19 protein-coding genes are annotated in these 22,873 nt (G+C 70.3%); 8 read left to right on the forward strand and 11 right to left on the reverse strand.

Annotation, left to right across the window (positions count from 1 at the left end; all coding sequences use genetic code 11):
* Positions 1-67 precede the first annotated feature (67 nt).
* From D4739_RS10375 to uraD, 7 genes are read right to left on the reverse strand one after another with little or no spacing between them, the layout of a single operon-like run.
* Positions 68-535: a nucleoside deaminase gene (locus D4739_RS10375; RefSeq protein ID WP_120060550.1), complete on the reverse strand. Its 468-nt coding sequence runs from the start codon at positions 533-535 to the stop codon at positions 68-70.
* Positions 532-3,120, reverse strand: a complete 2,589-nt coding sequence (locus D4739_RS10380; protein WP_120060551.1) for a molybdopterin-dependent oxidoreductase — start codon at positions 3,118-3,120, stop codon at positions 532-534. The genes D4739_RS10375 and D4739_RS10380 overlap by 4 nt, the downstream gene beginning before the upstream one ends.
* Positions 3,117-3,905 (reverse strand): FAD binding domain-containing protein, encoded by a 789-nt coding sequence (locus tag D4739_RS10385; RefSeq protein ID WP_120060552.1) that lies wholly within the window; start codon positions 3,903-3,905, stop codon positions 3,117-3,119. The genes D4739_RS10380 and D4739_RS10385 overlap by 4 nt, the downstream gene beginning before the upstream one ends.
* Positions 3,905-4,732: a MurR/RpiR family transcriptional regulator gene (locus D4739_RS10390; RefSeq protein ID WP_120060553.1), complete on the reverse strand. Its 828-nt coding sequence runs from the start codon at positions 4,730-4,732 to the stop codon at positions 3,905-3,907. The genes D4739_RS10385 and D4739_RS10390 overlap by 1 nt, the downstream gene beginning before the upstream one ends.
* 9 nt (positions 4,733-4,741) lie before the next feature.
* Positions 4,742-5,644 carry a factor-independent urate hydroxylase gene (gene pucL / locus D4739_RS10395; protein WP_120060554.1) on the reverse strand — a complete coding sequence of 301 codons (903 nt, stop codon included), beginning with the start codon at positions 5,642-5,644 and terminating at the stop codon, positions 4,742-4,744.
* A complete protein-coding gene (gene uraH / locus D4739_RS10400; RefSeq protein ID WP_120060555.1) occupies positions 5,645-6,016 on the reverse strand; it encodes a hydroxyisourate hydrolase in 372 nt (123 codons plus the stop codon).
* Entirely contained in the window at positions 6,013-6,483 is a 471-nt protein-coding gene (uraD, locus tag D4739_RS10405; protein ID WP_120060556.1) for a 2-oxo-4-hydroxy-4-carboxy-5-ureidoimidazoline decarboxylase, read from the reverse strand. Before uraD ends, uraH begins: the two co-directional genes overlap by 4 nt.
* A 156-nt stretch (positions 6,484-6,639) precedes the next feature.
* On the opposite strand from uraD, the gene D4739_RS10410 reads away from it, so the two are divergent.
* A complete protein-coding gene (locus D4739_RS10410) occupies positions 6,640-7,806 on the forward strand; it encodes an XdhC family protein (RefSeq protein ID WP_120060557.1) in 1,167 nt (388 codons plus the stop codon).
* A 41-nt stretch (positions 7,807-7,847) separates the two neighbouring features.
* On the opposite strand, the gene D4739_RS10415 is transcribed toward D4739_RS10410, so the two are convergent.
* The 3 genes from D4739_RS10415 to D4739_RS10425 are packed head-to-tail and all read right to left on the reverse strand — an operon-like array spanning position 7,848 to position 10,902.
* Complete coding sequence (locus tag D4739_RS10415; protein ID WP_120060558.1) at positions 7,848-8,777, reverse strand: nucleoside hydrolase; 930 nt, start codon at positions 8,775-8,777, stop codon at positions 7,848-7,850.
* Positions 8,774-9,844 (reverse strand): ABC transporter ATP-binding protein, encoded by a 1,071-nt coding sequence (locus D4739_RS10420; protein WP_120060559.1) that lies wholly within the window; start codon positions 9,842-9,844, stop codon positions 8,774-8,776. Before D4739_RS10420 ends, D4739_RS10415 begins: the two co-directional genes overlap by 4 nt.
* Before the next feature lie 29 nt (positions 9,845-9,873).
* Entirely contained in the window at positions 9,874-10,902 is a 1,029-nt protein-coding gene (locus tag D4739_RS10425) for a LacI family DNA-binding transcriptional regulator (protein ID WP_147384878.1), read from the reverse strand.
* Between the two features lie 240 nt (positions 10,903-11,142).
* Here D4739_RS10425 and D4739_RS10430 point away from each other — a divergent pair, with 240 nt between their 5' ends.
* From D4739_RS10430 to D4739_RS10460, 7 genes are all read left to right on the forward strand, one after another.
* Positions 11,143-12,342 carry an ABC transporter substrate-binding protein gene (locus tag D4739_RS10430; protein WP_120060561.1) on the forward strand — a complete coding sequence of 400 codons (1,200 nt, stop codon included), beginning with the start codon at positions 11,143-11,145 and terminating at the stop codon, positions 12,340-12,342.
* A 67-nt stretch (positions 12,343-12,409) separates the two neighbouring features.
* Positions 12,410-13,291 (forward strand): carbohydrate ABC transporter permease, encoded by an 882-nt coding sequence (locus tag D4739_RS10435; protein ID WP_120060562.1) that lies wholly within the window; start codon positions 12,410-12,412, stop codon positions 13,289-13,291.
* Entirely contained in the window at positions 13,288-14,118 is an 831-nt protein-coding gene (locus D4739_RS10440; RefSeq protein WP_120060563.1) for a carbohydrate ABC transporter permease, read from the forward strand. Before D4739_RS10435 ends, D4739_RS10440 begins: the two co-directional genes overlap by 4 nt.
* A gap of 29 nt (positions 14,119-14,147) precedes the next feature.
* On the forward strand, positions 14,148-15,788 hold the full coding sequence (locus D4739_RS10445) for a glycoside hydrolase family 13 protein (protein WP_120060564.1): 1,641 nt from the start codon (positions 14,148-14,150) through the stop codon (positions 15,786-15,788).
* Positions 15,785-18,103, forward strand: coding sequence for a glycoside hydrolase family 3 C-terminal domain-containing protein (locus D4739_RS10450; protein ID WP_182920373.1), 2,319 nt, complete (start codon positions 15,785-15,787; stop codon positions 18,101-18,103). The genes D4739_RS10445 and D4739_RS10450 overlap by 4 nt, the downstream gene beginning before the upstream one ends.
* A 13-nt stretch (positions 18,104-18,116) precedes the next feature.
* Positions 18,117-19,511, forward strand: a complete 1,395-nt coding sequence (locus tag D4739_RS10455) for an NAD(P)H-quinone dehydrogenase (protein WP_220699272.1) — start codon at positions 18,117-18,119, stop codon at positions 19,509-19,511.
* 108 nt (positions 19,512-19,619) lie between these two features.
* A complete protein-coding gene (locus tag D4739_RS10460) occupies positions 19,620-20,870 on the forward strand; it encodes a SpoIID/LytB domain-containing protein (RefSeq protein WP_120060566.1) in 1,251 nt (416 codons plus the stop codon).
* 81 nt (positions 20,871-20,951) lie between these two features.
* Here the strand turns inward: D4739_RS10460 and D4739_RS10465 are convergent, their stop codons facing one another.
* Entirely contained in the window at positions 20,952-22,742 is a 1,791-nt protein-coding gene (locus D4739_RS10465) for an acetyl/propionyl/methylcrotonyl-CoA carboxylase subunit alpha (protein WP_120060567.1), read from the reverse strand.
* Positions 22,743-22,873: the final 131 nt, after the last annotated feature.

The following is a 22,873-nucleotide window of genomic DNA, read 5'->3' on the forward strand; positions in this document are numbered from 1 at the left end:
GTTGTTGGTCCCCAACGTTTCCCGCGCATTAAAACAGTTGTTTCACGCAATGAAACGAACGCATCAATCAGTAGGTCGCGCGTGCCTCATGAGCCAGCCAGGCAGCGAACGGAGCGAAGGCGCCGCGGTGCTTCCCGGCGTCGACCACCGTGGGCCAGACCGCGTCCGGATCCCCGAAGAGCTCGTAGAACTCGCGATCGTCGAAACCGCCGGCAGCGGCGTCGTCCCGCGTCGCGGCGTACACGACCCGGTCGAGGCGTGCCCACAGCGAGGTGGCGAGGCACATCGGGCAGGGCTCGCAGGAGGTGTACAGGGTCGCGCCCGCCAGGGAGTGGCTCTTGACGGCCCGGCACGCGGCGCGGATCGCGCAGACCTCCGCGTGCGCGCTCGGGTCGAGGTCGCGGGTGACCCGGTTCTGGCCGGTGGCGATCACGAGTCCGTCGCGCACGATGACTGCGCCGAACGGCCCGCCGCCCTCGGCCACGTTGGCGACCGCCAGGTCGACGGCTTGCTTCAGGTAGGTCTCGTCGCTCATCTGGACTCCTCGCGGATCAGTCGCCACACGCGATCGCGGCTCATCGGCAGATGCCTGGCCCGGACGCCGGCGGCGTCCCGGATCGCGTTGGCGAGTGCGGGTGCAACGGGGTTGTAGGGGGCCTCCGACATCGACTTGGACCCGCTCGGGCCGAGCGGGTCGAAGGTGTCGGCGTAGAGGATCCGCGTCGGCGGGACGTCGGCGATCTGCGGGAACCGGTAGTTGCGGAACGTCCGGGTCAGGACCTGCCCGTCGCGGACCACCAGCTCCTCCTGGAGGGCCGAGCCGATGGCCTGGGCAATGCCGCCCTCGACCTGTCCGCGCAGCTGCTCGGGGTTGATGATGACGCCCGCATCGACGGCCTGCACCGAGGTCAGCACGCGGACCGAGCCGGTCGCCGGGTCGACCGCCACCCGGAAGCCGTGGACGTTGAAGGCCACCGAACGCGGGGTGCCGTCGTGCTCTCCGAAGGCCGTCAGCGGAAGGTCTGCACCGTCGTCGATCGCCCTGCGGAGCGAGGTCGCGGCACGCTGCACCGCAAGGCCCGCCACGGCCGAACCGGCGGACCCGAAGGCACCCGTGTCGTACGCCGCGGCGTCGGTGTCACCGGCCACGAGGCGCACGCGTCCGGTCGGCACTCCGAGTGCTTCCGCGGCCAGCTGCACATGGACGGTGGCGGTGCCGTTGCCGAACTCGGCGCTGCCGGCCTGCACCGTGAAGCTGCCGTCGCTCTCGGCGGTGACCGAGGCGGTGGCGTGGTGGCCGCGCGGCGGGATCGTGGCGATCATCGCAACCGCGAGACCTTCGCCGACCGACCAGCCCTCTGGTGCCGTGTCACCCTCGCCCGACGCGAGCGCCGCCTCGACGAGGTCGAGACACTGGTCGAGCCCGTAGGAGCCGTACTGGAGATCGTCAGGCGCGTGCGCGTTGACGACGAACTCGTCGCCCGGGGTGACCACGTTGCGGCGGCGGATCTCTGCCGCGCTGATGCCGATCTCACGGGCCAGGTCGTCGAGCGCGGACTCGACCGCCCACATGACCTGACCCAGGCCGTAGCCCCGGAACGCGCCGCTCGGCGGGTTGTTCGTGTAGACCGCCTCGGCATCGACCCGCTTGTTGGGGCATCGGTACTGCGCGACGGACTCGTGGCAGCCGTGGAACAGCACGCCCACCGCGTGGTTGCCGTAGGCACCGGTGTCGGAGACGACGTCGAGCGCCATCGCGGTCAGCACGCCATCAGCGTCGGCGCCGAGCGTGAGGTCGACGATGAACGGGTGCCGCCACGGGATGGCGGTGAACTGTTCCTCTCGGGTCAGCTCCCACTGGACCGGCCGGCGCAGCCGCAGCGTCGCCAGCGCCACGACGTCCTCGACCAGCAGCTCCTGCTTGCCACCGAAGCCGCCCCCGACCCGCGTCGTCAGGACCCGGACCTGGTCGGCGGGCAGGCCGAGCAGCTGGGCCAGCTCGTCGCGCACGAGGAACGGCACCTGGCTCGAGGTACGAACCACGAGGCGGCCGTCGTCGTCGAGCCAGGCCCGGGCGCCGTGCGTCTCCAGGCTGGCGTGGGTCACGGGGGAGGTGGTCCAGCGGCCGCTGACCGTGGCGGCGGCCGTTGCCAGTCCGGCAGCGACGTCGCCGACCTCGCCATGGGTCTGGGCGACGACGTTGCGGGCGGGATCGGAGATCCGGGCAACGACCGGGTCCTTCTCGCCGTGCAGCAGCGGTGCCCCCGGGAGTCGCGCAGCCTCGGGGTCGAAGACGGCCGGGAGCTGCTCGTAGGTGACGTCGATCAGGTCCAGCGCGCGGGTGGCGATGGCCACGCTGTCGGCCACGACGACCGCGACGCGCTGGCCGGCGAACCGGACCACCGGGTCGAGGACGAGGGTGTCGTCGGGGTCGTCGAGCCGGCTCTCGTGCCGCGCGGTCGAGAAGTGCATGGAGGGGGAGTCGCGGTGGGTGAGCACCAGGTGGACCCCGTCGAGCGCTTCCGCGCGGACCGTGTCGATCGCGATGATCCGCGCGTGAGGGTGCGGACTGCGAAGCGCCTTCGCGTGCAGGACTCCCGCCTCGGGAAGATCCAGGGTGAAGGGCTCTCGCCCCGCCACGATCCGTCGTCCCGCGGGGGCGCCCACGGGATCGCCGAACGTCGAGCCGCCGACGTTGACGGAGCCGGCAAGTGAGTCGCGGATCGCGCGGTAGCCGGTGCAGCGGCAGTAGTTGCCCTTGAAGGTGCGCTCGAGGTCTGTGCTGTGCGGAGCATGACCGGATCCGTGCGCCGTGACGACGAAGCCGGCCGTGCAGTAGCCGCACTGGAACCCCGCTCCGTCGACGAAGCACTGCTGGGTCGCGCACAGTGCACCCTCCGGGGCGAGGCCGGCTGCGGTGGTCACCTCATGTCCGATGGCGCGGACCGCGGGAGTGATGCAGGAGTGCACCGGGCGGCCGTCGAGCAGCACCGAGCACGCGCCGCAGTCTCCGGCGTCGCAGCCCTTCTTCACCGCGGTGTCCCCCTGCTCGCGGAGGTAGGTGCGCAGGCACTGGCCGGGGCGCGGGTCGGTTGTGACGGAGCTGCCGTTGATCCTCATCGCAGCAGCTCCTCGGCCACCTCGGTGACGGCCGAGCCAGTCACGGCAGCACGCCAGTCCGGGCTTCCGTGGACGTCGTCGTGCCAGGTGGTGATCGACCGGACCGCGTCGTCGAGCTCGGCGACAGAGCTGCCGCGCAGGACCACCGGGGCAGGCGTTGACGCCGTCACCGTAAGAACCAGCCCGTCGGACGTTGCCCGGCCGACGACCACCGCCGCCGAGCGGCCGAGATCGGTCAGCGCGTGACGCCGGAATGCGGTCGGCGCGGTGAGGGCTGTCGCAGCAATGTCGAAGGCGCGGATCACCTCACCGTCGCGCAGCGCGGTCGTGCCCGCGCCGGTGATCAGCGCGGCGACCGGCACGTGGCGTTCGCCGTGGCCGGACCGGAGGACCGCCACCGCATCGAGCCCGGCGAGCAGCGAGGTCATGGCGCCGGCAGGAAGACCGAGAGCGACGTTGCCGCCCAGCGTGGCGGCGTACTGGATCTTCCAGCTCATCAGCAGGGCGTCGGCGCACTGGTGCGCGAGCAACGCCGTCGACTCCAACGGCCACGGCACCCGCTCGAGGTCGGCGATGGTGCAGGTCGCCGACAACCGGAGTCCGCCGTCGGGGAGCGACTCCCATGTGGGCCAGCCGAGCGAGGTCAGGTCGACGAGCCCGGTCACGCCGCGCTGCGGTTCGGAGAAGAGCCAGGTGCCGCCGGCGAGGTAGCGCTCACCAGGGAGGAGAGCGAGCTCCGGATCCGTTCGTGGTCGGCGAAGGGTCTCGACATCGACGAGGTCCATCACTCGACCTCGCCGAGATCGCCGTACGCGCGGCTGATGGCGGCGACCCGTTGGCTGCCCTCGCGCCCGCGCTCACCGAGTACGCCGTCGGCAAGGGCCGCGACGAGGCTCATCGCGGCGGCGTAGGAGTCGAACGCGAGCCTGCCCTCGACCGGACACTCCAGGCCCACGTGGGCCCGCGCGAGGTGGACGCGGCCGGTCGGGTCGGCGAGGACGACGAGGCGTGCGTCGGTCTCGAGGACTGCGTCGATGAAGCTGCCGAACAGCTTGGGCCGGCGGCGGAACCCGATCGCCACGACGACATCGTCGGGCCCGAGATCCGTGACCTCCTCACCGATCATCTGGCCGGGCACGGGACCGACGGCGACGGTCGGGCGAGCCTGGATGAGCTGCTCGCGCAGGTGCAGCGCGACGGGATAGGAGTTGCGCCAGCCGACGACGAGGACCTGGCGTGCTCCGGCAAGGAGCTCGACCGCGTCGGCCAGGGCCGGCTGCTGCAGGGCGGCCTCGATCGACGCCGTCTCGGCTGCGGCAAGGGAGGCGATGTCGGGTGGGCCATCGATCCGTTGCGGTTCGCCGGAGGTGCGCAGCGACCGGAGGTGGTCACGCACTTCGTCGAAGTCGGCGAAGCCGAGCGTGCGGAAGAGGCGCGACATGGTCGCCTTCGACACGCCCGCGAGGGCTGCCAGCTCCGCAGCGCGGTAGGTCGCCAGGTCGTCGAGGTGTTCGAGCAAGGTGTCGGCCGCGCGTCGCTCCTGCGGCGGCAGCGTCCCGTAGGACCGCGTGATGCGGCTGTCGAGGCGTTCGGAGGGCTGCGGCGCGGTCATCAACGGACCTCAGCGGAGCCCGGGCACGGGGGCCCAGGCGCGCGGCTCCTCGACGGCGTCCGGGCGCCGAACGGTCGCGGAGATCAGGCCGTAGGGACGGTCGGCGGCGAAGAAGACCTCGCCGGGGTTGTCGAGCCCGAAGGGTTCAAGATCGACCAGGAAGTGGTGCTTGTTGGGGCAGGCGATCCGGATCTCGGCGACCTCGGCACATGCCTCGAGCGCGGCACTGGCCATCGCATGGATGGTCTGCTGGAGCGCGAGGCTGTGGGTCGAGGCGAAGGCGTCGAGCATCGCCGTGCGGATCGCGTCGTACGCAACGTCGAAGTCGACCGTCGCCTCGCTGCCCGGGGCATAGCGCCAGGTCGCGGTCACGCTGGTGGCGAGGACCCGGTCGGAGGTCTCCTTGAGCGCGGTGTAGCGGTCGCGTGGGAATCCGTGGAACTCGCTGCCGGTGCTCTTCAGGACGGTGAGGTCGGTGAGCCCCGCGACGACGAACGTCTCCTCGCCGTCGGTCTGCACGGTGGCGGTCCGGATCTCCTGCCCCGACCGGACGAACGAGTGGCCGTTGGCCGGCAGCCGCAGCCAGGAGTACTCCTCAGCGGTGAAGCAGGTCCCGGTCACCCACTCCTGGGTCCGCCAGTGCGCAGCGAGGGTCAGCAGGAACGCCTCCGGCGTCGCGACGCCGTGCTGGCGAGCGAGTGCGTAGACCGTGTTCTTCTGGGTGTCGGTCGCGTGCACGTGGGCGTTGTCGCCCTCGGTGTACGCCGTGGCGAAGTCGCCGCGCAGCTGCGTCGTGACGTTGAGATCGCGCAGCTCGTGGACCGCGTCGGGCCCTTCGGAGCTGCGCTCGACCTTGACCAGGCGGCACTCCGCCTTGCCGTGCTGCAGGTCCGACAGGATGTAGGAGTTCATTCAGCTGCCTCGGTAGGTGGTGTAGGCGAAGGGACTCAGCAGGAGCGCGACGTGGTGGTGCTCGCCTGCGACGACCTCGAAGCAGACCTCGATGGACGGGTAGAAGGTCGCGCGGTCCTGGGCCGCGAACCACGGTCCGGTCTCGAACGTCAGCGTCCAGATGCCGGGGGCGGCGCCGTCCGGCAGGCGCGCACGACCGTCGGCGTCGGTGCTCAGCGGGTGCGCGGTCCCGTCCGGGTCGGTGAGCGTGAGCGGCAGGTCGGCTGCCGGGCGTCCGAGTGCGGCGTCCAGCACGTGCGTCGAGATGGTGGCAGGTGTGCTGCGACCCGCGTTCTGGTCCGCGCTGTGGCTTGCGTTCTGGTCGGGAGTCATGGCGTGAGGTGTCCTTCCAGGCGGATCAGGGCAATCTCGGCCAGCTGGCCGTGGGTGACATCGAGCTCGGTGGCGAGGTCGTTGCCCAGCCGCTCCTCGAGGAGCCCCAGCATCTCCTCACCAGTGCGTCCCGCGGCACGAACCAGGTAGATCCGCCCGAACCGCTCCTCGTAGCGCCGGTTGCCCTCGGCCAGCCGATCAGCCAGTTCCTCGCTGACGCCGGACTGCTCGCGGCGAGACAGCGCGGTCGGCTTCTCGCCGATGCGGGGGTGCTCGGCCAGGGCGGCGGTGACCTCGACACCGGTCCAGGCCGTGGCGAGCTCACGGGCCCGTTCGAGCAGGGCGGGAGCCGTGCCGAAGGGTCGTGCGGCAACGAGGGAATCGATCCACGAGTCGATGTCGACGCAGCTGCGCAACAGGGCCTCCGCGGTCGCCGCGGGCGCTGCGTCGAACTCCTCGATCCTCATGTTCCCCACTCTATGAAACGTCTGTTTCGATTGATGGCACGAGCGTTTCAATCGTGTTTCGTGTGTGCGGAGCGGCTGTCGCGGCCGGGTTCTGGCAGCTAGCCTCGCACCCCAGGAGCCCATCGTGGCGCAACCGGCAACAGGAAGTGGGCGCTGATGCGCGAGGTCCTCGCCCCCTTGCTCGCGTGGTGCCGTGACGGCGAAGCGGTCGGCGTCGCCACCGTCGTGAGCACCTCGGGATCCACCCCGCTGCCCGTCGGCGCGACGATGCTGGTCGGGCCCGGCGGCACGGCGTACGGCTCGGTCTCCGGGGGTTGCGTCGAGGCCGATGTGCACGCCGTGGCGAGCGAGGTCGTCGTGACCGGCGTCCCCGTCCTGCGGCGTTACGGGATCGCGGACGAGGTGGCGATGAACGTCGGCCTGACCTGTGGCGGGGCACTCGACGTGTTCGTGCGCTGCATCTCGCACCACGACCTCCCCGACCTGGAGGGTCTGATGCGCGCGATCGCCGACGACCAGCCGGTCGTCGCGGCGACGGTCGTCGAGCATCCGGATGCCACGGTCGTGGGCCGGCGAATCGTCGTGCGACGAGATCCTTCCGATGCCACGGACGCAGCGGGTGGCGCGCCCTTCGGTGCCGACGAGCAGGGCCGACGACTCCTGCAGACGGTGAGCTCCGATGCCGCCGGCGTGCTGGCGTCGGGGACGAGTGCGACCCTGTCCTACGGGCCCTCGGGGGAGCGGCAGGGCGTCGGCGCCCGGGTGCTCTACGAGGTGTCTGCGCCGCAGCCCCGGCTGATCATCTTCGGAGCCGTCGACTTCGCCGCTGCTCTTGCCGCTGCGGCGAGCCTGCTCGGCTACCGGGTGACGGTCTGCGACGCCCGGCCGGCTTTCGCCAACCCGGAGCGGTTCGCGGGGGCCGACGAGGTCGTGGTCGACTGGCCGGACCGTTACCTCGCTGCCGAGATCGACGCCGGGCGCATCGGCCCCGACACGGCGCTTGCCGTGTTGACCCATGACCCGAAGTTCGACGTGCCGCTGCTGGCGCTGGCACTCGCGCGCCACCAGGCGCGCGAGATCGGCTACATCGGAGCGATGGGCTCGCGGCGGACCCACGACCTGCGCGAGACGCGGCTGCGTGAGCATGGGCTCGGCGCTGCCGAGCTGGCCGGCCTGCACAGCCCGATCGGGCTGGACCTGGGTGCGCGGACGCCCCAGGAGACCGCCGTCAGCATCCTTGCCGAGATCGTCGCCCATCGATGGGGCGGCTCTGGCAGGCCGCTCGCCGCGGTGACCACCCCGGTTCATGCGCCCGGTCTGTGAGGCTCGTCCGTGAGGCTGGTCCGTGAACTCAGCCTGAAAGGTCAGGACATCAGCCGCGACAGCAGGAGCGGGCCGAACGGCGCGTCGACGCCGAGCACGACGCGGGTCAGGGGCCCATCGCTTCGTGCGCGGCGATCCGCCACCGTCGCGCCCCGGTGGGGACCGTCCGAGGTGTCGACCACGACGTGGGTGTCATGTGCGATCACCGCGCGCACGTCGTCGATGGCGACGGCGGCCGCGAGCGGATCGTGCAGCGCGCACTCCCGCACGCCCAGCCGCGTCGCGTAGAAGTCCAGGTAGAAGTCGACCATCGCGGAGATCGCGACGACCGCGGGTGCTCCGGCCTGTGCCAGTGCTGCGCAGTCGGCTTCGGTGAAGCGGTGCTGGAGGGTGAGGTCCAGCGGCACGAGGGTGACCTTCCAGGCGGCGGACAGCACGGCGGCCGCAGCCTCCGGATCGTTGTGGATGTTGGCCTCCGCGATCGAGGTGACGTTGCCGCCGCCGAGCACGGCTCCGCCCATCACCGTCACCGAATGCACAAGCCCGGCGAGGTCGGGCGCCTCCTGCAGCGCCAGCGCGAGATTCGTGCACGGCCCGATCGCGAGCACGCGCAGCTCGCCCGGGTGTGCTCGTGCAGCACGGACCAGTGCCTCCGCGGCCGACCCGGCCACCGGGCTCGCGTCCGGAGCCGGAAGAGGTACGCCGCCGACACCGTCCGCGCCGTGCACCTGGGGAGCACCGCCACCGAACGTCCCGATCAGCGGGTCGGTCGACCCGATCGCAACGGGGATGTCGATGCGCCCGTCGAGCTGGAGCAGCGCGAGGGTGTTGTGTGCCGCCTGCGCGGCTTCGATGTTGCCGCCGACGGTGCCGATGCCCACGAGATCGACGCCGGGGTGGCGCAGCAGGTAGGCAAGGGTGAGGGCGTCGTCGATGCCGGTGTCGCAGTCGAGGAAGAGCGGAACGCTCACGCCCGGACCCGCTCGCCCGAGGCGGTGTCGAAGACGTGGATCCGTGCCGGATCGGCCGCAACCCGGAGTCGGTCGCCGAACCGGAGATCCTGACGCGTCGATGCCCGGACGATGACCTCCTTCTGCTCCCCGTCGATGCCGGTGGTGCAGTAGACGTAGCCGTCGGCGCCGAGCTCCTCGACGACCGAGACGACGACATCGAGGCCCTCCACGTCCGGGCCGACGACCTGCCACGCCTCGGGCCGCACGCCGACGGTGACCGCGCCGGTGACGGGCATCGGCAAGGTCAGGACGTAGTCACCGATCAGCGCAGTGCCGCGCTCCGCGTACGTCGGAAGCAACGCCATCTGCGGTGAGCCGATGAACGACGCGACGAAGAGGTTGGCGGGCTTGTCGTAGAGGTTGAGCGGGGTGTCGACCTGCTGCAGCCGCCCGTCCTTCATCACCGCGACGCGGTCGCCCATGGTCATGGCCTCGATCTGGTCGTGCGTGACGTAGACGGTGGTGATCCCGAGCTCGCGCTGGAGGCGGGCGATGTCGGTGCGGGTCTGGACCCGCATCTTTGCGTCGAGGTTCGACAGTGGTTCGTCCAGGCAGAAGACCTGCGGCTCGCGCACGAGCGCCCGGCCCATCGCGACCCGCTGGCGCTGGCCGCCGGAGAGTGCCCGCGGCTTGCGGTGGAGGAAGTCGGTGAGGCCGAGCAACTCGGCGGTCGCATGCACCTTCGCGGTGCGCTCGGCGGCCGGCATGCCGGCCATGGCCAGCGGGAAGGCCATGTTGTTCTCGACCGTCTTGTGCGGATAGAGGGCGTAGCTCTGGAAGACCATGGCGATGTCGCGGTTCTTGGGGGCGACGTGCGTGACGTCGCGGTCTCCGATCAGGATCCGGCCACCGTTGATGTCCTCGAGGCCGGCGAGCATCCGCAGGCTTGTCGACTTGCCGCAGCCCGACGGCCCGACCAGGACCATGAACTCGCCGTCCTCGATGGTCAGGTCGAGTCCAGGTACGGCGGGTTCGTCGGTGCCGGGGTACCAGCGCTGGGCGCCTTCGAAGGTGATGCTGGCCATGAGGGTGCTCCTTGGAGGTGGGGTGGGGGTCAGCGGGAGGTGGCTCGAGTGACGGACAACGGCTCGACCAGCTGCGGTGCGACCAGCCGGGAGACGGCACCTCGGCCCTCCAGCTGGTCGACGAGGGCATCGATCGAGGCGGAAGCGGTGGTGTCGATCGGGTTGACGATCCGTGGGAACGGACTGGCGTCGTCACCCTCGAGGCCGGTGCTTCCGAACTCGACGACGTCGCGCTGCGGATCTGCATCGAGCAGCGCGCAGAACTTTCCGGGGAGCCCCTCGGCCCGGTCCAGCCGGCTCGAGAAGGCCAGCCCGGTCGCGCCCGAGTGCTCGACCAGATCGGTGAGGGCTGCTTCGTCGACAGCACGATCGTCCACGGGGTGGTACTCCGTCAGGGTGATCCCGAGCGCCGCGGCCGCCTCCCGGAAGCCCTCCATGATCCGCCCGACGTAGAGCTGGCCGGACTCGACCTCGACCCTGCGAGGACCGAGGTGGATGACCCGGGTGTGCCCGGCGTCCTGGAGCCTGGTCAGGGCGACGACGGCGGCGCGCCGGAAGTCGTAGTCGACATAGGCGAGTGCGCCGTCGGTGGGTTGTCCCAGCGCCACCGCAGGGAAGCGCAGCTTCTCCACCGCAGCGATCCGGGGATCCGCCCGGATGACTGACATCAGGACGACCCCATCGGCGCGCTGCGCGCGGGCGATCTCGCGGACTGCGTCTGCGCCCCCCGCGGTCTCGACCGACACCAGCAGGTCGTATCCCCGACGCCGGGCAGCGAGGGTGAGCCGCATCAGGTAGAAGCCGACCCAGCTGTGGTGGCTGGCCTCGTGGTCGAGGAGCGACACGGCGAGGATGCCGCTGCGTCCGCCGCGCAGTGCCTGGGCCGCGGCGCGCGGTGCGTAGTCGAGCTCCTGGATGGCCGCATCGATCCGCTCCCGCACGTCCTCGGAGATCGGGCGTGCGCCGCTCAGTGCGTAGGAGACGGTGCTCTGCGACACCCCTGCGCGCAGCGCCACATCCTTCATCGAAGGTGCGGGACGCCGGTCCTGTTGCTTCACGACGGTCTCCTGCTGGGTCGGGATTTCTGGTCGTCATCTTTGTCGAACCGAATCGATGATGACACCTATTTCTTTCCGTCGTGTAACGGAAACGCGCTCCAGGTAAATGTCCTGTTGCAAGCGTGGCTTACCTCTGGAACTGATCTACGCAAGCGTTTACGTTAAACATCGATACGAATCGACAACATCCGTGAACACAGTCCCTGAGCTCGGGCCCTCAGCCATCAGAGAGAGACCACCATGCGTCGCAATTCCCCCTTCCGCCGTAGCGCCGTCGCTGGCCTCGCGGTGCTGACCACCAGCGCACTGCTCGCCGCCTGCGGCGGGTCCGGCTCGGACGGCGAGAGTGCCTCCGACACCGTCACCGTCTGGACCGGCCTGCCCTACGACACCTTCCAGAAGCCGAACGCCGAGATCTTCGCCGCGTGCGAGAAGGAGACCGGCATCAAGGCCAAACTGGCCGACTTCCCTGCCGGCGAGCTGACTTCCAAGGCCCTCAAGGCCGCCACCTCGGGCGACCTTCCCGGCCTGCTCTACCTCGAGGGCACCGACCTCGGCCGCGTCGTCGAGACCGGCCTCCTCACCGCGCTGACCGACTACGGCATCACCGGCGACGACTACTCCGAGACCGTGCAGGACATGGGCTCGATCGACGGCGAGCTCTACGGCATCGCCCCGGGTGTCAACACGGTCGCCGCCTTCTACAACAAGGACCTCTTCGCCGCGAAGGGCGTCAAGGTCCCCAGGACGTACGCCGAGTTCCGCGCCGCCGCGAAGAAGGTCAGCGACGACAAGACGATCGGATTCTCCCTGGCTGCCGACACCGGCACGGGCCCCTACGTCTTCCTGCCGTTCCTGCTCGGCGCGGGCGGCGACCCGGCCGACCTCGCCACCCCGGAGGCAGCCACCGCCCTGCAGCTGTGGAACGACCTCGTCGCCGACGGCAGCGCTCCGAAGTCGGCAACCACCGTCGGTTGGGAGGCGCAGGACGCCTTCCGCGAAGGCAAGGCCGCCATGGTCCTGGCAGGCGCCTGGCTCTTCGGTGAGGACCTGCCCTTCGAGGTCGGCGCCTTCCCGGTCCCGACCCCGGACGGCACCGGCAACCCGATCTCTCCCATCGGTGCCGAGCTGTGGACGATCCCCGCGACCGGCGAGAAGACCCAGAAGAACGCGGCCAAGCTTCTTGCCTGCGTCACCAGCGACGAGAACTCCCTGGCGATGGCGGAGGCCTCGCACCGCACCCCGTCGAAGACCACGATCTCGGCGGACTACCTCGCCAAGTTCCCCGCGGAGCAGCCGTTGGTCGACCTCATCGACGACGCCTACCTTCGCGACCCGGAGACCGCGGGCGCCGAGGCTGAGGCCCTGGCCACCGCCATCCAGGACAGCCTCGCCAACGGGACTGCTCCGGCCGACGCTCTCGCGGCGGCTTCCAAGTAGTCCGCCGCAGGGCCGGGTGGCCGCGGCGCAACCCGTCGCGGCCACCCGATCCGGAAAGGAATGGCGCATGCTCGCCCGACTCACTCTCGGCCAGCGCGACCGGCTCGGCCACCTGCTCTTCGTGGTCCCTGCCTACCTCTACATCCTGCTGTTCTTCGGCTACCCCCTGGCGAAGAACGTGTGGATGAGCTTCGTCGACTTCCGCACGGCCACGTTCGTCACCGGCGAGGCCCCCTGGGTCGGGCTGCAGAACTATCGCGAGGTGCTCGACCTCTCGGTGCTCCCGACCGCGACGATCAACACCCTCCTGATCACCGCGGTCACCGTCGTTGCCCAGTTGGTCATCGGCCTGGCCCTCGCATCGTTCTTCACCCGCAGCTTTCCGGGATCGCGGATGCTGGCCAGCGTCATCCCGCTCCCATGGCTGCTTCCCCTTGTCACCACTGCCGCGATCTGGCAGTGGCTGCTGCGTGACGACGGTCCGCTGGTCCGGCTGTTCGCCGCGTCGGGTTCGCCACTGGCCGACCCCGACCTGGCCCTGGTCGTACTGATCGGCGTGAACATCTGGCTGGGCGTGCCGTTCTACGTCATCATCCTGACCGCCGCGCTGCAGAACGTGCCGGTCGACCAGCTCGAGGCGGCCGAGCTCGACGGCGCGGGCCCCTGGCGGCGGTTCGTGCACGTCACCCTGCCGAGCATCCGTCCGCAGCTGGCCGTCTCGACCACCCTGACCATCATCTACACGCTCAAGATCCTCGAGCTGCCCCTCATCCTCACCGGCGGGGGACCGGCCAACTCCACCCAGACCCTCGGCACGGTGGCCTACAACCTCTCGTTCGAGAAGTTCGAGTTCGGCCAGGGCGCTGCGGTCGGCAACCTGCTGATGCTGGTCACCCTTGTCTTCGCCCTCTTCTACGTCATCCAGGCCACCCGGGGAGAGCACCGATGAGCACGCGGACGAGCACCTCCCGCCGGCGCGGTGGGCCCCTCGCGACCCTGCTGGGCATCGCCGTCGTGGCCGTGTTCCTCTATCCGGTCTACTGGCTGGTCAGTGCCTCGCTGCAGCCGGGGACCACGACCTCCTCGGTCCGGGCCGTGCCCGCCTCGCTCGACTTCTCGTCGTACGGCACCGCGCTGGCAGACCAGGGCGGCAACATCCTGACCAGCCTCACGGTGGCGATCGGGTCCGCGATCCTGACGGTGGCCATCGCGGCACCTGCGGCGTTCGGGCTCTCCCGGCTCCGGAGCCGGTTCGTGGACGTCGTCCTGATCACCATGTTCGTGGCCCAGATCGTGCCACCGATCGTGCTCACCAACTCGCTCTACACGATGTTCAACAGCGTCGGGCTGGTGAACACCCTGCCCGGCCTGATCCTCGCCAATGCCAGCGGCACGTTGCCGTTCGCGATCCTGCTGTTGCGCTCCTTCATGCTCGAGCTCGACCCCGAGGTGCTCGAGGCGGCGCGGCTCGACGGGGCGGGGCGGTTGCGCTCATTCGTGCTGATCGTGCTCCCGCTGTCGCGCAACGCCATGGTCGCTGCCGCCGTCTTCGGCTTCCTGGCCGGATGGGGTGACTTCCTCTTCGCGGTCACCCTGACCACCGGGACCGAGCTGCGCACGATGACGGTCGGCATCTTCCAGTACCTCAGCTCGCCCAACGTGCCCTGGAGCGTCGTGATGGCGACCAGCGTGCTGGCCAGCCTCCCCGCCGTGCTCCTGCTGCTCCTGGCTCAGCGTTCGCTCCGCGCAGGCCTGGGCGTGGGGTCCGGCAAGTGAGCCACACCCCCATCTCCCGGAAGGACCCCATGTCTCACCTCGCCGCGTCCGAGTGGTGGCGCACCGCCGTCATCTACCAGGTCTACCCGCGCTCGTTCGCCGACTCGGACGGCGACGGGATCGGAGACCTGCCCGGGATCGCCGCCCGCCTCGACTCCCTGGCGGCGCTCGGCGTCGACGCGCTCTGGTTCTCGCCGTTCTACCCCTCGCCCCAGAACGACGCAGGGTACGACGTCGCGGACTACTGCGACATCGAGCCGGAGTACGGCACCCTGGCTGACTTCGACGCCCTGCTTGCCCGGGCACACGGTCTGGGGATGAAGGTCGTCGTCGACCTGGTGCCCAACCACTCCTCGAGCGCCCATCGCTGGTTCCAGGAGGCGCTCGCGGCGCCCCCGGGCAGCCCCGAGCGCGCGCGCTATCTCTTCCGCCCGGGCGCCGGACCGGACGGCGCGCAGGCGCCCAACAACTGGCAGTCCTGCTTCGGCGGTCCCGCCTGGACCAGGGTCGTCGAACCCGACGGGACCCCGGGGGAGTGGTACCTCCACCTCTTCGACAGCTCGCAGCCGGACTTCGACTGGAGCAACCCATGGGTGCGCGAGCAGTTCCGCGAGATCCTCCGGTTCTGGCTCGACCGGGGCGTCGACGGCTTCCGGGTCGACGTCGCGCACGGACTGATCAAGGAGAACGGACTACCGGACAACCCGAACGGTCCGGACGACTTCTTCGCCCCCACTCCGTTCTGGGCGCAGGACGAGGTCCACGACATCTACCGCGACTGGCGGAAGGTCCTCGATGAGTACGACGGCGACCGGATGATGTGCGGCGAGGTCTGGGTCACCCCGCTCAGCAAGCTCGCCACCTGGGTCCGGCCGGACGAGATGCACCAGGCGTTCAACTTCGTCCACCTCTCGACCGCCTGGGACGCTCCTGCCCTCCGCGGCACGATCGATGACTCGCTGGCCGCCTTCCACGAGGTCGGTGCACCCAGCACCTGGGTGCTCTCCAACCACGACGTGGTCCGTCACGCGACCCGGCTCGGGTTCGCCCCGGACGCCTGGCTGTTCCACGGCATCGGCCCGGACACCGTGGACCTGCCCGACCCCGAGCTGGCCCTGCGGCGAGCGCGCGCCGCGACGCTGTTGATGCTGGCGCTGCCCGGCTCGGCCTACCTCTACCAGGGCGAGGAGCTCGGCCTCCCCGAGGCGGTCGACATCCCCGACGAGGCCCGCCAGGACCCCGCCTGGCACCGCACGGCCGGCGAACGCTACGGGCGCGACGGGTGCCGGGTGCCGATCCCGTGGGAGGCCGACGCTCCGGCGTACGGCTTCAACGACACCGGGGCCAGCTGGCTGCCCCAGCCGGCCGACTGGGCGGCGTACGCCCGCGATGCCCAGGAGCACGACCCCGCGTCGACGCTGCACCTCTATCGCACCGCGCTCGCGGAGCGTCGGGGTCACGACCTCGGCGGCGGTGAGCTGCTGTGGGTCGAGGACGCCGGCGACAACGTGCTGGCCTTCAGCAACCGCGACATCGTCGTCATCGCCAACCTCGGCACGACCCCGGTGCCGCTGCCCGCCGGCTCCACGGTGCTGGCACGGTCGTCGGGCGGCGGTCCCGACCTCGGCACCGACGAAGCAGCCTGGCTGGTCCCGGCGGTGCGTCGGTGACGGCGGATCTCTCCGACCTGGATGCGTACGTCGAGCGGCTGACGCTCGCGGAGAAGGTCGCGCTGACCAGCGGGTCGAGCTTCTGGGAGACGACCGCCGTGCCCCGCACAGGTCTCCCGTCGGTCGTGCTGACCGACGGTCCGCACGGGGTCCGGCTGCAACGTGCCCAGGCCGATCACCTCGGCATCAGCGAGAGCGTCCCGGCGACCTGCTTCCCGCCGGCCGTGACCCTCGGCTCGACCTTCGACCCCGAGCTGCTCGAGCGGGTCGGTCGGGCGCTCGGCGAGGAGGCGCGCGCCGAGGGTGTCGGGGTCCTGCTGGGACCCGGCATCAACATCAAGCGCTCGCCCCTGTGCGGACGGAACTTCGAGTACCTCTCCGAGGACCCGCTGCTCTCGGGTGTGCTCGGCACCGCCCTGGTCAGGGGACTGCAGTCCCAGGGCGTGGGGGCGTCGCTGAAGCACTTCGCCGCCAACAACCAGGAGAGCGACCGGCTCCGGGTCTCGGCGGACATCGACCCGCGGCCGCTGCGCGAGATCTATCTGCGGGGCTTCCAGCGCGTCGTCGAGGACTCCCAGCCGTGGACGGTCATGTGCTCCTACAACCGGGTCAACGGCACCTATGCCAGCGAGGATCCCTGGCTGCTGACGACGGTCCTCCGTGATACGTGGGGCTTCGACGGTCTCGTGGTCTCCGACTGGGGCGCCGTCGAGGATCGTGTCGCCGGAGTGCGTGCCGGGCTCGACCTCGAGATGCCCGGCGGCGACGGCCACACCGATGCGCAGGTGCTCGCGGCCGTCGAGTCGGGCCGGCTCGACGAGGGGGTTCTGGATGTCGCAGTACGACGCGTGCTCCAGCTGGTGGCCCGGGTGTCCGCCGGTTCGCAGGACGGCTCCACCTACGACAGGGAGGCGCACCACGCCCTCGCGCGCGAGGCGGCGGCTCGTGGCGTCGTACTCCTGAAGAACGAGGGCGGCGCCCTGCCGCTCGCGGAGGGCGACAGCGTGGCCGTGCTCGGCGAGTTCGCCCGGACGCCGCGCTACCAGGGGGCCGGGTCCTCCTTGATCAACCCGACGCGGCTCGACAGCCCGCTCGCCGAGATCGAACGAATCGCAGGCACGGGGCGGGTCGCGTTCGCGCCCGCCTTCACCCTCGCCGGGACGGATCCGGCCGCCGACGCGAGGCTCTCCGCGGAGGCCGTTGCCGTGGCCGCAGCGGCTCCCGTCGTGGTGCTCTTCCTCGGTCTTCCTGACCGCGACGAATCGGAGGGCTTCGACCGCGAACACCTCTCGCTGCCGGCCAACCAGCTCGCTCTGCTCGACGCCGTGCGTGCCGTCAACCAACGCGTCGTCGTCGTGATCTCGAACGGTGGCGTCGTCGAGCTGCCCTTCACCGACGACGTGCCCGCGATCGTCGAGGGGTGGCTCGGGGGACAGGCGGGCGGCGGCGCGATCGCCGATGTCCTCTTCGGCCGGATCAACCCGTCGGGACGGTTGGCCGAGACCATCCCGATGCGCCTCGAGGAGACCCCGGCGTACCTCGACTTCCCCGGCGAGTTCGGGCATGTCCGCTACGGCGAGGGCCTCTTCGTCGGCCACCGCTGGTACGACGCCCGGTCGGCGCAGGTGCGCTTCCCCTTCGGCCACGGCCTCTCCTTCACGACCTTCGCCTACACCGGCCTTCGGGTCACCGCAGGCCCGCTCGGGCTCGAGGCGAGGGTGGCCGTGACCAACACCGGCACGCGGTCCGGACGAGAGGTCGTCCAGCTCTACGTGTCCCGACCGGACTCCGTCGTCCAGCGTCCGCCGCGCGAGCTCAAGGGCTTCGCGACCGTCGACCTGGCGCCCGGCGAGACCCGGGAGGTCACGATCGCGGTCCGTCGGTGCGACCTCGCCTACTGGGACGTGCGGGTCGATGACTGGGTGGTCGAGGACGGGCCCTACGCCGTCGCGATCGGCGCATCGAGCCGTGACCTGCGGGTGGCTGCGTTCGTCGACGTCGTGGGGGACCAGGTGTGCCTGCCGCTCACGATGAGCTCGACCGTGGCGGAGCTGCTGGCCCATCCCGTCACTGCCCAGGTGATCGCCGGGGCGCTGGGCGAGATCGACAGCGCGATCATGGCCGACGACGCAGGTCTGGTGAAGCTGATCGGATCCATGCCGATCGGTCGCTGGATCGCATTCCCCGACAACCGCCTCGACCGGGAGCAGGTCGAGGACCTGCTTCGGCAGGCGAACGCCACCCTGATCGGGCCGCAGCGCGATGTCGATCGTCGTGGTCGTGGATGGCCGCTGTCGCGGGCAGCGCATCACTGAAACAATGCCGACCATGCAGCGCGTGGTGATCATCGGTGGCGGCCCTGGTGGATACGAGTCGGCGCTGGTCGCCGCCCAGCTCGGGGCGGAGGTCACCGTCGTCGACACCGACGGCCTCGGCGGCTCCGCGGTGCTCACCGACTGCGTGCCGTCCAAGACCCTGATCGCCACCGCCGAGGTGATGACCGAAGTCGAGGTCGCCGGGGAGCTCGGCATCTTCCTGCGCGACCACCACGGTGACGCGGCGGCCGCGATCGGGGTCGACCTGGCCCGGGTCAACGCCCGCGTGAAGAAGCTCGCCGCCGACCAGTCCCACGACATCGAGGCCCGGCTGGCCCGGGAGGGGGTCCGCGTCGTCAAGGGCCGGGGTCGGCTGGCCAGCCCGTCCAAGGTCGTGGCAACGCTGCCGGACGGCTCCGAGGAGACGTACGACGCCGACGCGGTGCTCATCGCAACGGGTGCATCTCCGCGCACCCTCCCGAGCGCGATGCCCGACGGCGAGCGGATCCTGACCTGGGAGCAGGTCTACGACCTCGACGAGACACCCGAGAAGCTGATCGTGGTCGGCTCGGGTGTCACCGGTGCGGAGTTCGCCAGCGCCTACAACGCCCTCGGCGTCGACGTGACACTCGTGTCGAGCCGCGACCGCGTCCTGCCCGGTGAGGACGCCGACGCCGCGACGGTGCTCGAGGAGGTCTTCGCCCGCCGTGGCATGCAGGTCCTCGGCCGCTCGCGCATGCAGTCGGTCTCCCGCGAGGGGGACACCGTCACGGTCACCCTCAGCGACGGCCGCACGGTCACCGGCTCCCACTGCCTGCTCGCCCTCGGCTCCATCCCCAACACGCAGGGGATCGGGCTGGAGGACGCCGGGGTCGAGGTCGACGAGGGCGGCTTCATCAAGGTCGACCGGGTCTCGCGCACCACCGCTCGCGGCGTCTACTCCGCCGGCGACTGCACCGGCGTCTTCATGCTGGCCAGCGTCGCCGCGATGCAGGGCCGCATCGCCATGGCCCACGTCCTCGGCGACGCGGTCAACCCGCTCGACCTGGGGGTCGTCGCCTCCAATGTCTTCACCGCACCCGAGATCGCGACCGTCGGTGTCACCCAGACCGGCGTCGACGAGGGCAAGGCGTTTGCCGAGGTCGTCCTCCAGCCGCTGGCCACCAACTCCCGCGCCAAGATGCAGGGCGTGCGCGACGGTTTCGTGAAGCTCTTCATCAGCCCGGGCTCCCGGCGGGTGCTCGGCGGTGTCGTCGTCGGACCGCGCGCGAGCGAGCTGATCCACCCGATCGCGATCGCCGTCGACCAGCGCATCACGGCCGACCAGCTGGCCCATGTCTTCACCGTCTACCCGTCGATGTCGGGCTCGGTCGCGGAGGCTGCGCGGCGGCTGCACCAGAGCAGCTGAGAACTACAGATCTGTAGTTCTCCCAACTCGCTTTGAGCGGCGTGGGATCCGTGTTCTCCTGTTGGAGCCCCATGCTTCCCAGCAGCCCCATCAGCAACGGAGCTCCCCTTGCATCGCGTTCTCCAGATCGCACTGTCGGCCGTCCTCGCGGGCGCGCTACTCGGCCTGCCGAGTGCCGCTGAGGCGGACACTGCGCTGCCGGTCCCGGCCACGGGCACCATCACCCTGACCGGGCACGGCTACGGCCACGGTCACGGCATGTCGCAGTACGGCGCACAGGGCGCAGCGCGTCAGGGCAGGACCTGGTCCGAGATCGTCGCCCACTACTACCCGGGCACCCAGCGCGGGAAGATCGCCCGCAACGTGCGTGTCCTGATCAGCGCCGACACGAGTGACGACGTGGTGGTCAGCCCCCAGACCGGGCTCACCGTCATCAACACCGCAACCGGCACCGCCACGACGCTCCCGGCCAACGGAGCCGATCGGTGGCGGCTCGCCGTGGCAGCCTCGGGGAGCCGCACCGTCGTCCACTTCCGCAAGGGTGGCGCCTGGTCCTACTGGAGCAGCTTCGTCGGTGACGGTGCCTTCCGCGACGGAGGTGGTCCGATGACGCTGTGGATCGGCAGCACTGCCCGCCACTACCGCGGCAACCTCGTGGCCGCCTCGCCGTCGGCCGGCTCCCGGTCCCGCGACACCGTCAACGAGCTCGGGATCGAGCCCTACCTCCGGGGGGTCGTCGCCCGCGAGATGCCGTCCTCCTGGGCGCCTGCCGCGCTGGCGGCCCAGGCCGTCGCGGCGCGCAGCTACGCGGCGTACGAGCTGCAGCACCCGCGTGCCTCGCACTACCAGCTCTGCGACACCACGTCGTGCCAGGTCTTCGGTGGAGTGGACGCCGAGACTGCGGCCACCGACCAGGCGATCCGCTCGACCGGTGGCGTCATCCTGACCTACGGAGGCGGACCGGCGTTCACGCAGTTCGCGTCGAGCAGCGGCGGGTTCACGAGCGCCGGCAGCGTGCCGTACCTCGTCTCCAAGGCCGACCCGTGGGACGACTGGACCGGCAACCCGGTCCACGACTGGACCAAGGAGATCGACATCCGGGTGCTCGAGCGGGCCTTCCCTGCCGTCGGCGACCTGAAGTCGATCCAGGTGACGGCGCGCTACGGACCGTCGACCGCCGAGTGGGGCGGGCGGGTCTCGAAGGTCCGCCTGACCGGGGTGAAGAACGGCGTGAAGACGACCTTCGACACCTACGGCGACACGGTCCGCTCGAAGCTCGGCCTGCGGTCGACGTTCTTCACCTTCAGCAAGGCGACCCCCACGCCGACCCCCACGCCGACGCCGACCCCGACTCCCTGATGCAGCGATAGTCCCTAACGAAAAGCGCCTCCAGATCAGATCTGGAGGCGCTTTTCGTTAGGGACTATGCGGAGTGGAGCGTCAGTCCTTGAGCTCGCAGATGACTGCGCCGTTGGAGACCGTGACGCCGACCTCGGCGTCGAGGCCGGTCACGGTGCCGGCCTTGTGGGCCTTGAGCGGCTGCTCCATCTTCATCGCCTCGAGCACCACGATGACGTCGCCTTCGGCGACGGTCTGGCCCTCTTCGACCGCGATCTTGACGATGGTGCCCTGCATCGGCGAGGCAACGGCGTCACCGGAGACAGCAGCACCGGCCTTCTTGCGCGCGGCCTTCGGCTTCTTCGCCGCGCCACCACCGGCTGCACCGCTGCCGATGCCACCGAGGCCTGCCGGGAGGACGACCTCGAGGCGCTTGCCGCCAACCTCGACGGTGACCTTCTGGCGCTCGCCCTGCTCCTCGGCCTCGCCGGCAGCGCCGGCGTAGGGAGTGATGGTGTTGTCGAAGTCGGTCTCGATCCACGTCGTGTAGACGTCGAAGGAGCCCTCGCCGGACGGGTTGGACGCACCGACCCAGGCCGGGTCGTTGACGATGACCTCGTCGAACGTGAGGGCGGTCGGCATGCCGTCGACCTCGAACTCGGCGATGGCACGACGCGAGCGCTCGATGGCCTGCGTGCGGTCACGACCGGTGACGATCAGCTTGGCGACCAGGGAGTCGAACGAGCCCGGGATCGTCTCGCCGACCTCGTAGCCACCGTCGACGCGCACACCGGGGCCGCCGGGGATGTTCCACTTCGTCAGCGTGCCGGGGGCCGGCATGAAGTTGTTGCCGCCGTCCTCGGCGTTGATGCGGAACTCGATCGAGTGGCCACGGACCTCGGGGTCGTCGTAGCCGAGCTCCTCGCCCGCGGCGATGCGGAACATCTCGCGGACCAGGTCGATGCCGGTGACCTCTTCGGAGACACAGTGCTCGACCTGGAGGCGGGTGTTGACCTCGAGGAACGAGATGGTGCCGTCGGCGGCGACGAGGAACTCGCACGTGCCCGCGCCGACGTAGCCGGCCTCGCGCAGGATCGCCTTGGAGGAGTCGTAGAGGCGCTGGTTCTGCTCGTCGGTCAGGAACGGCGCGGGCGCCTCCTCGACCAGCTTCTGGTGGCGACGCTGCAGCGAGCAGTCGCGGGTGGAGACGACCACGACGTTGCCGTACTTGTCGGCGAGGCACTGGGTCTCGACGTGGCGCGGCTTGTCGAGGAACTTCTCGACCAGGCACTCGCCGCGACCGAAGGCGCTGATCGCCTCGCGGACGGCAGATTCGTAGAGCTCGGGGATCTCCTCGAGGGTGCGCGCGACCTTGAGGCCACGGCCACCGCCGCCGAAGACCGCCTTGATGGCGACCGGAAGGCCGTGCTCCTTCGCGAAGCCGATGATCTCGTCGGCGTCCTGGACCGCGTCCTTGAGGCCGGGAGCCAGCGGGGCGCCGGCGGCGAGGGCGATCTGCTTGGCCTTCGCCTTGTCGCCGAGGCCCTCGATCGCGTCCGGGGACGGACCGATCCAGATCAGCCCGGCGTCGATGACGGCCTGGGCGAACTGGGCGTTCTCGGCGAGGAAGCCGTAGCCGGGGTGCACGGAGTCGGCACCCGACTCCTTCGCGACGGCGAGGATCTTGTCGATGACGAGGTACGAGTCGCCGGGCGTGGAGCCGTTGAGCGAGTAGGCCTCGTCGGCCATGCGGACGAACAGCGCGTCGCGGTCGGGCTCGGCGTACACCGCAACGGAGCCGATGCCGGCGTCCTTGCAGGCGCGGATGACGCGGACGGCGATCTCACCTCGGTTGGCGATGAGGACCTTCTGCAGGGGCTTGATCTCGGGCACGGCACACTCCTGTTTCCATGTCGGGCTCGACGCGAGTCTAGGGGTACCGGGCGGTAACGGGCCCACGTGTCCGTGTGGGGAATTGCACGTTGTGCCGGGGGCGCAACGAACCTCAGTCCGAGACGACGTCG

This window comes from Nocardioides cavernaquae (assembly GCF_003600895.1).
GTDB lineage: Bacteria > Actinomycetota > Actinomycetes > Propionibacteriales > Nocardioidaceae > Nocardioides > Nocardioides cavernaquae.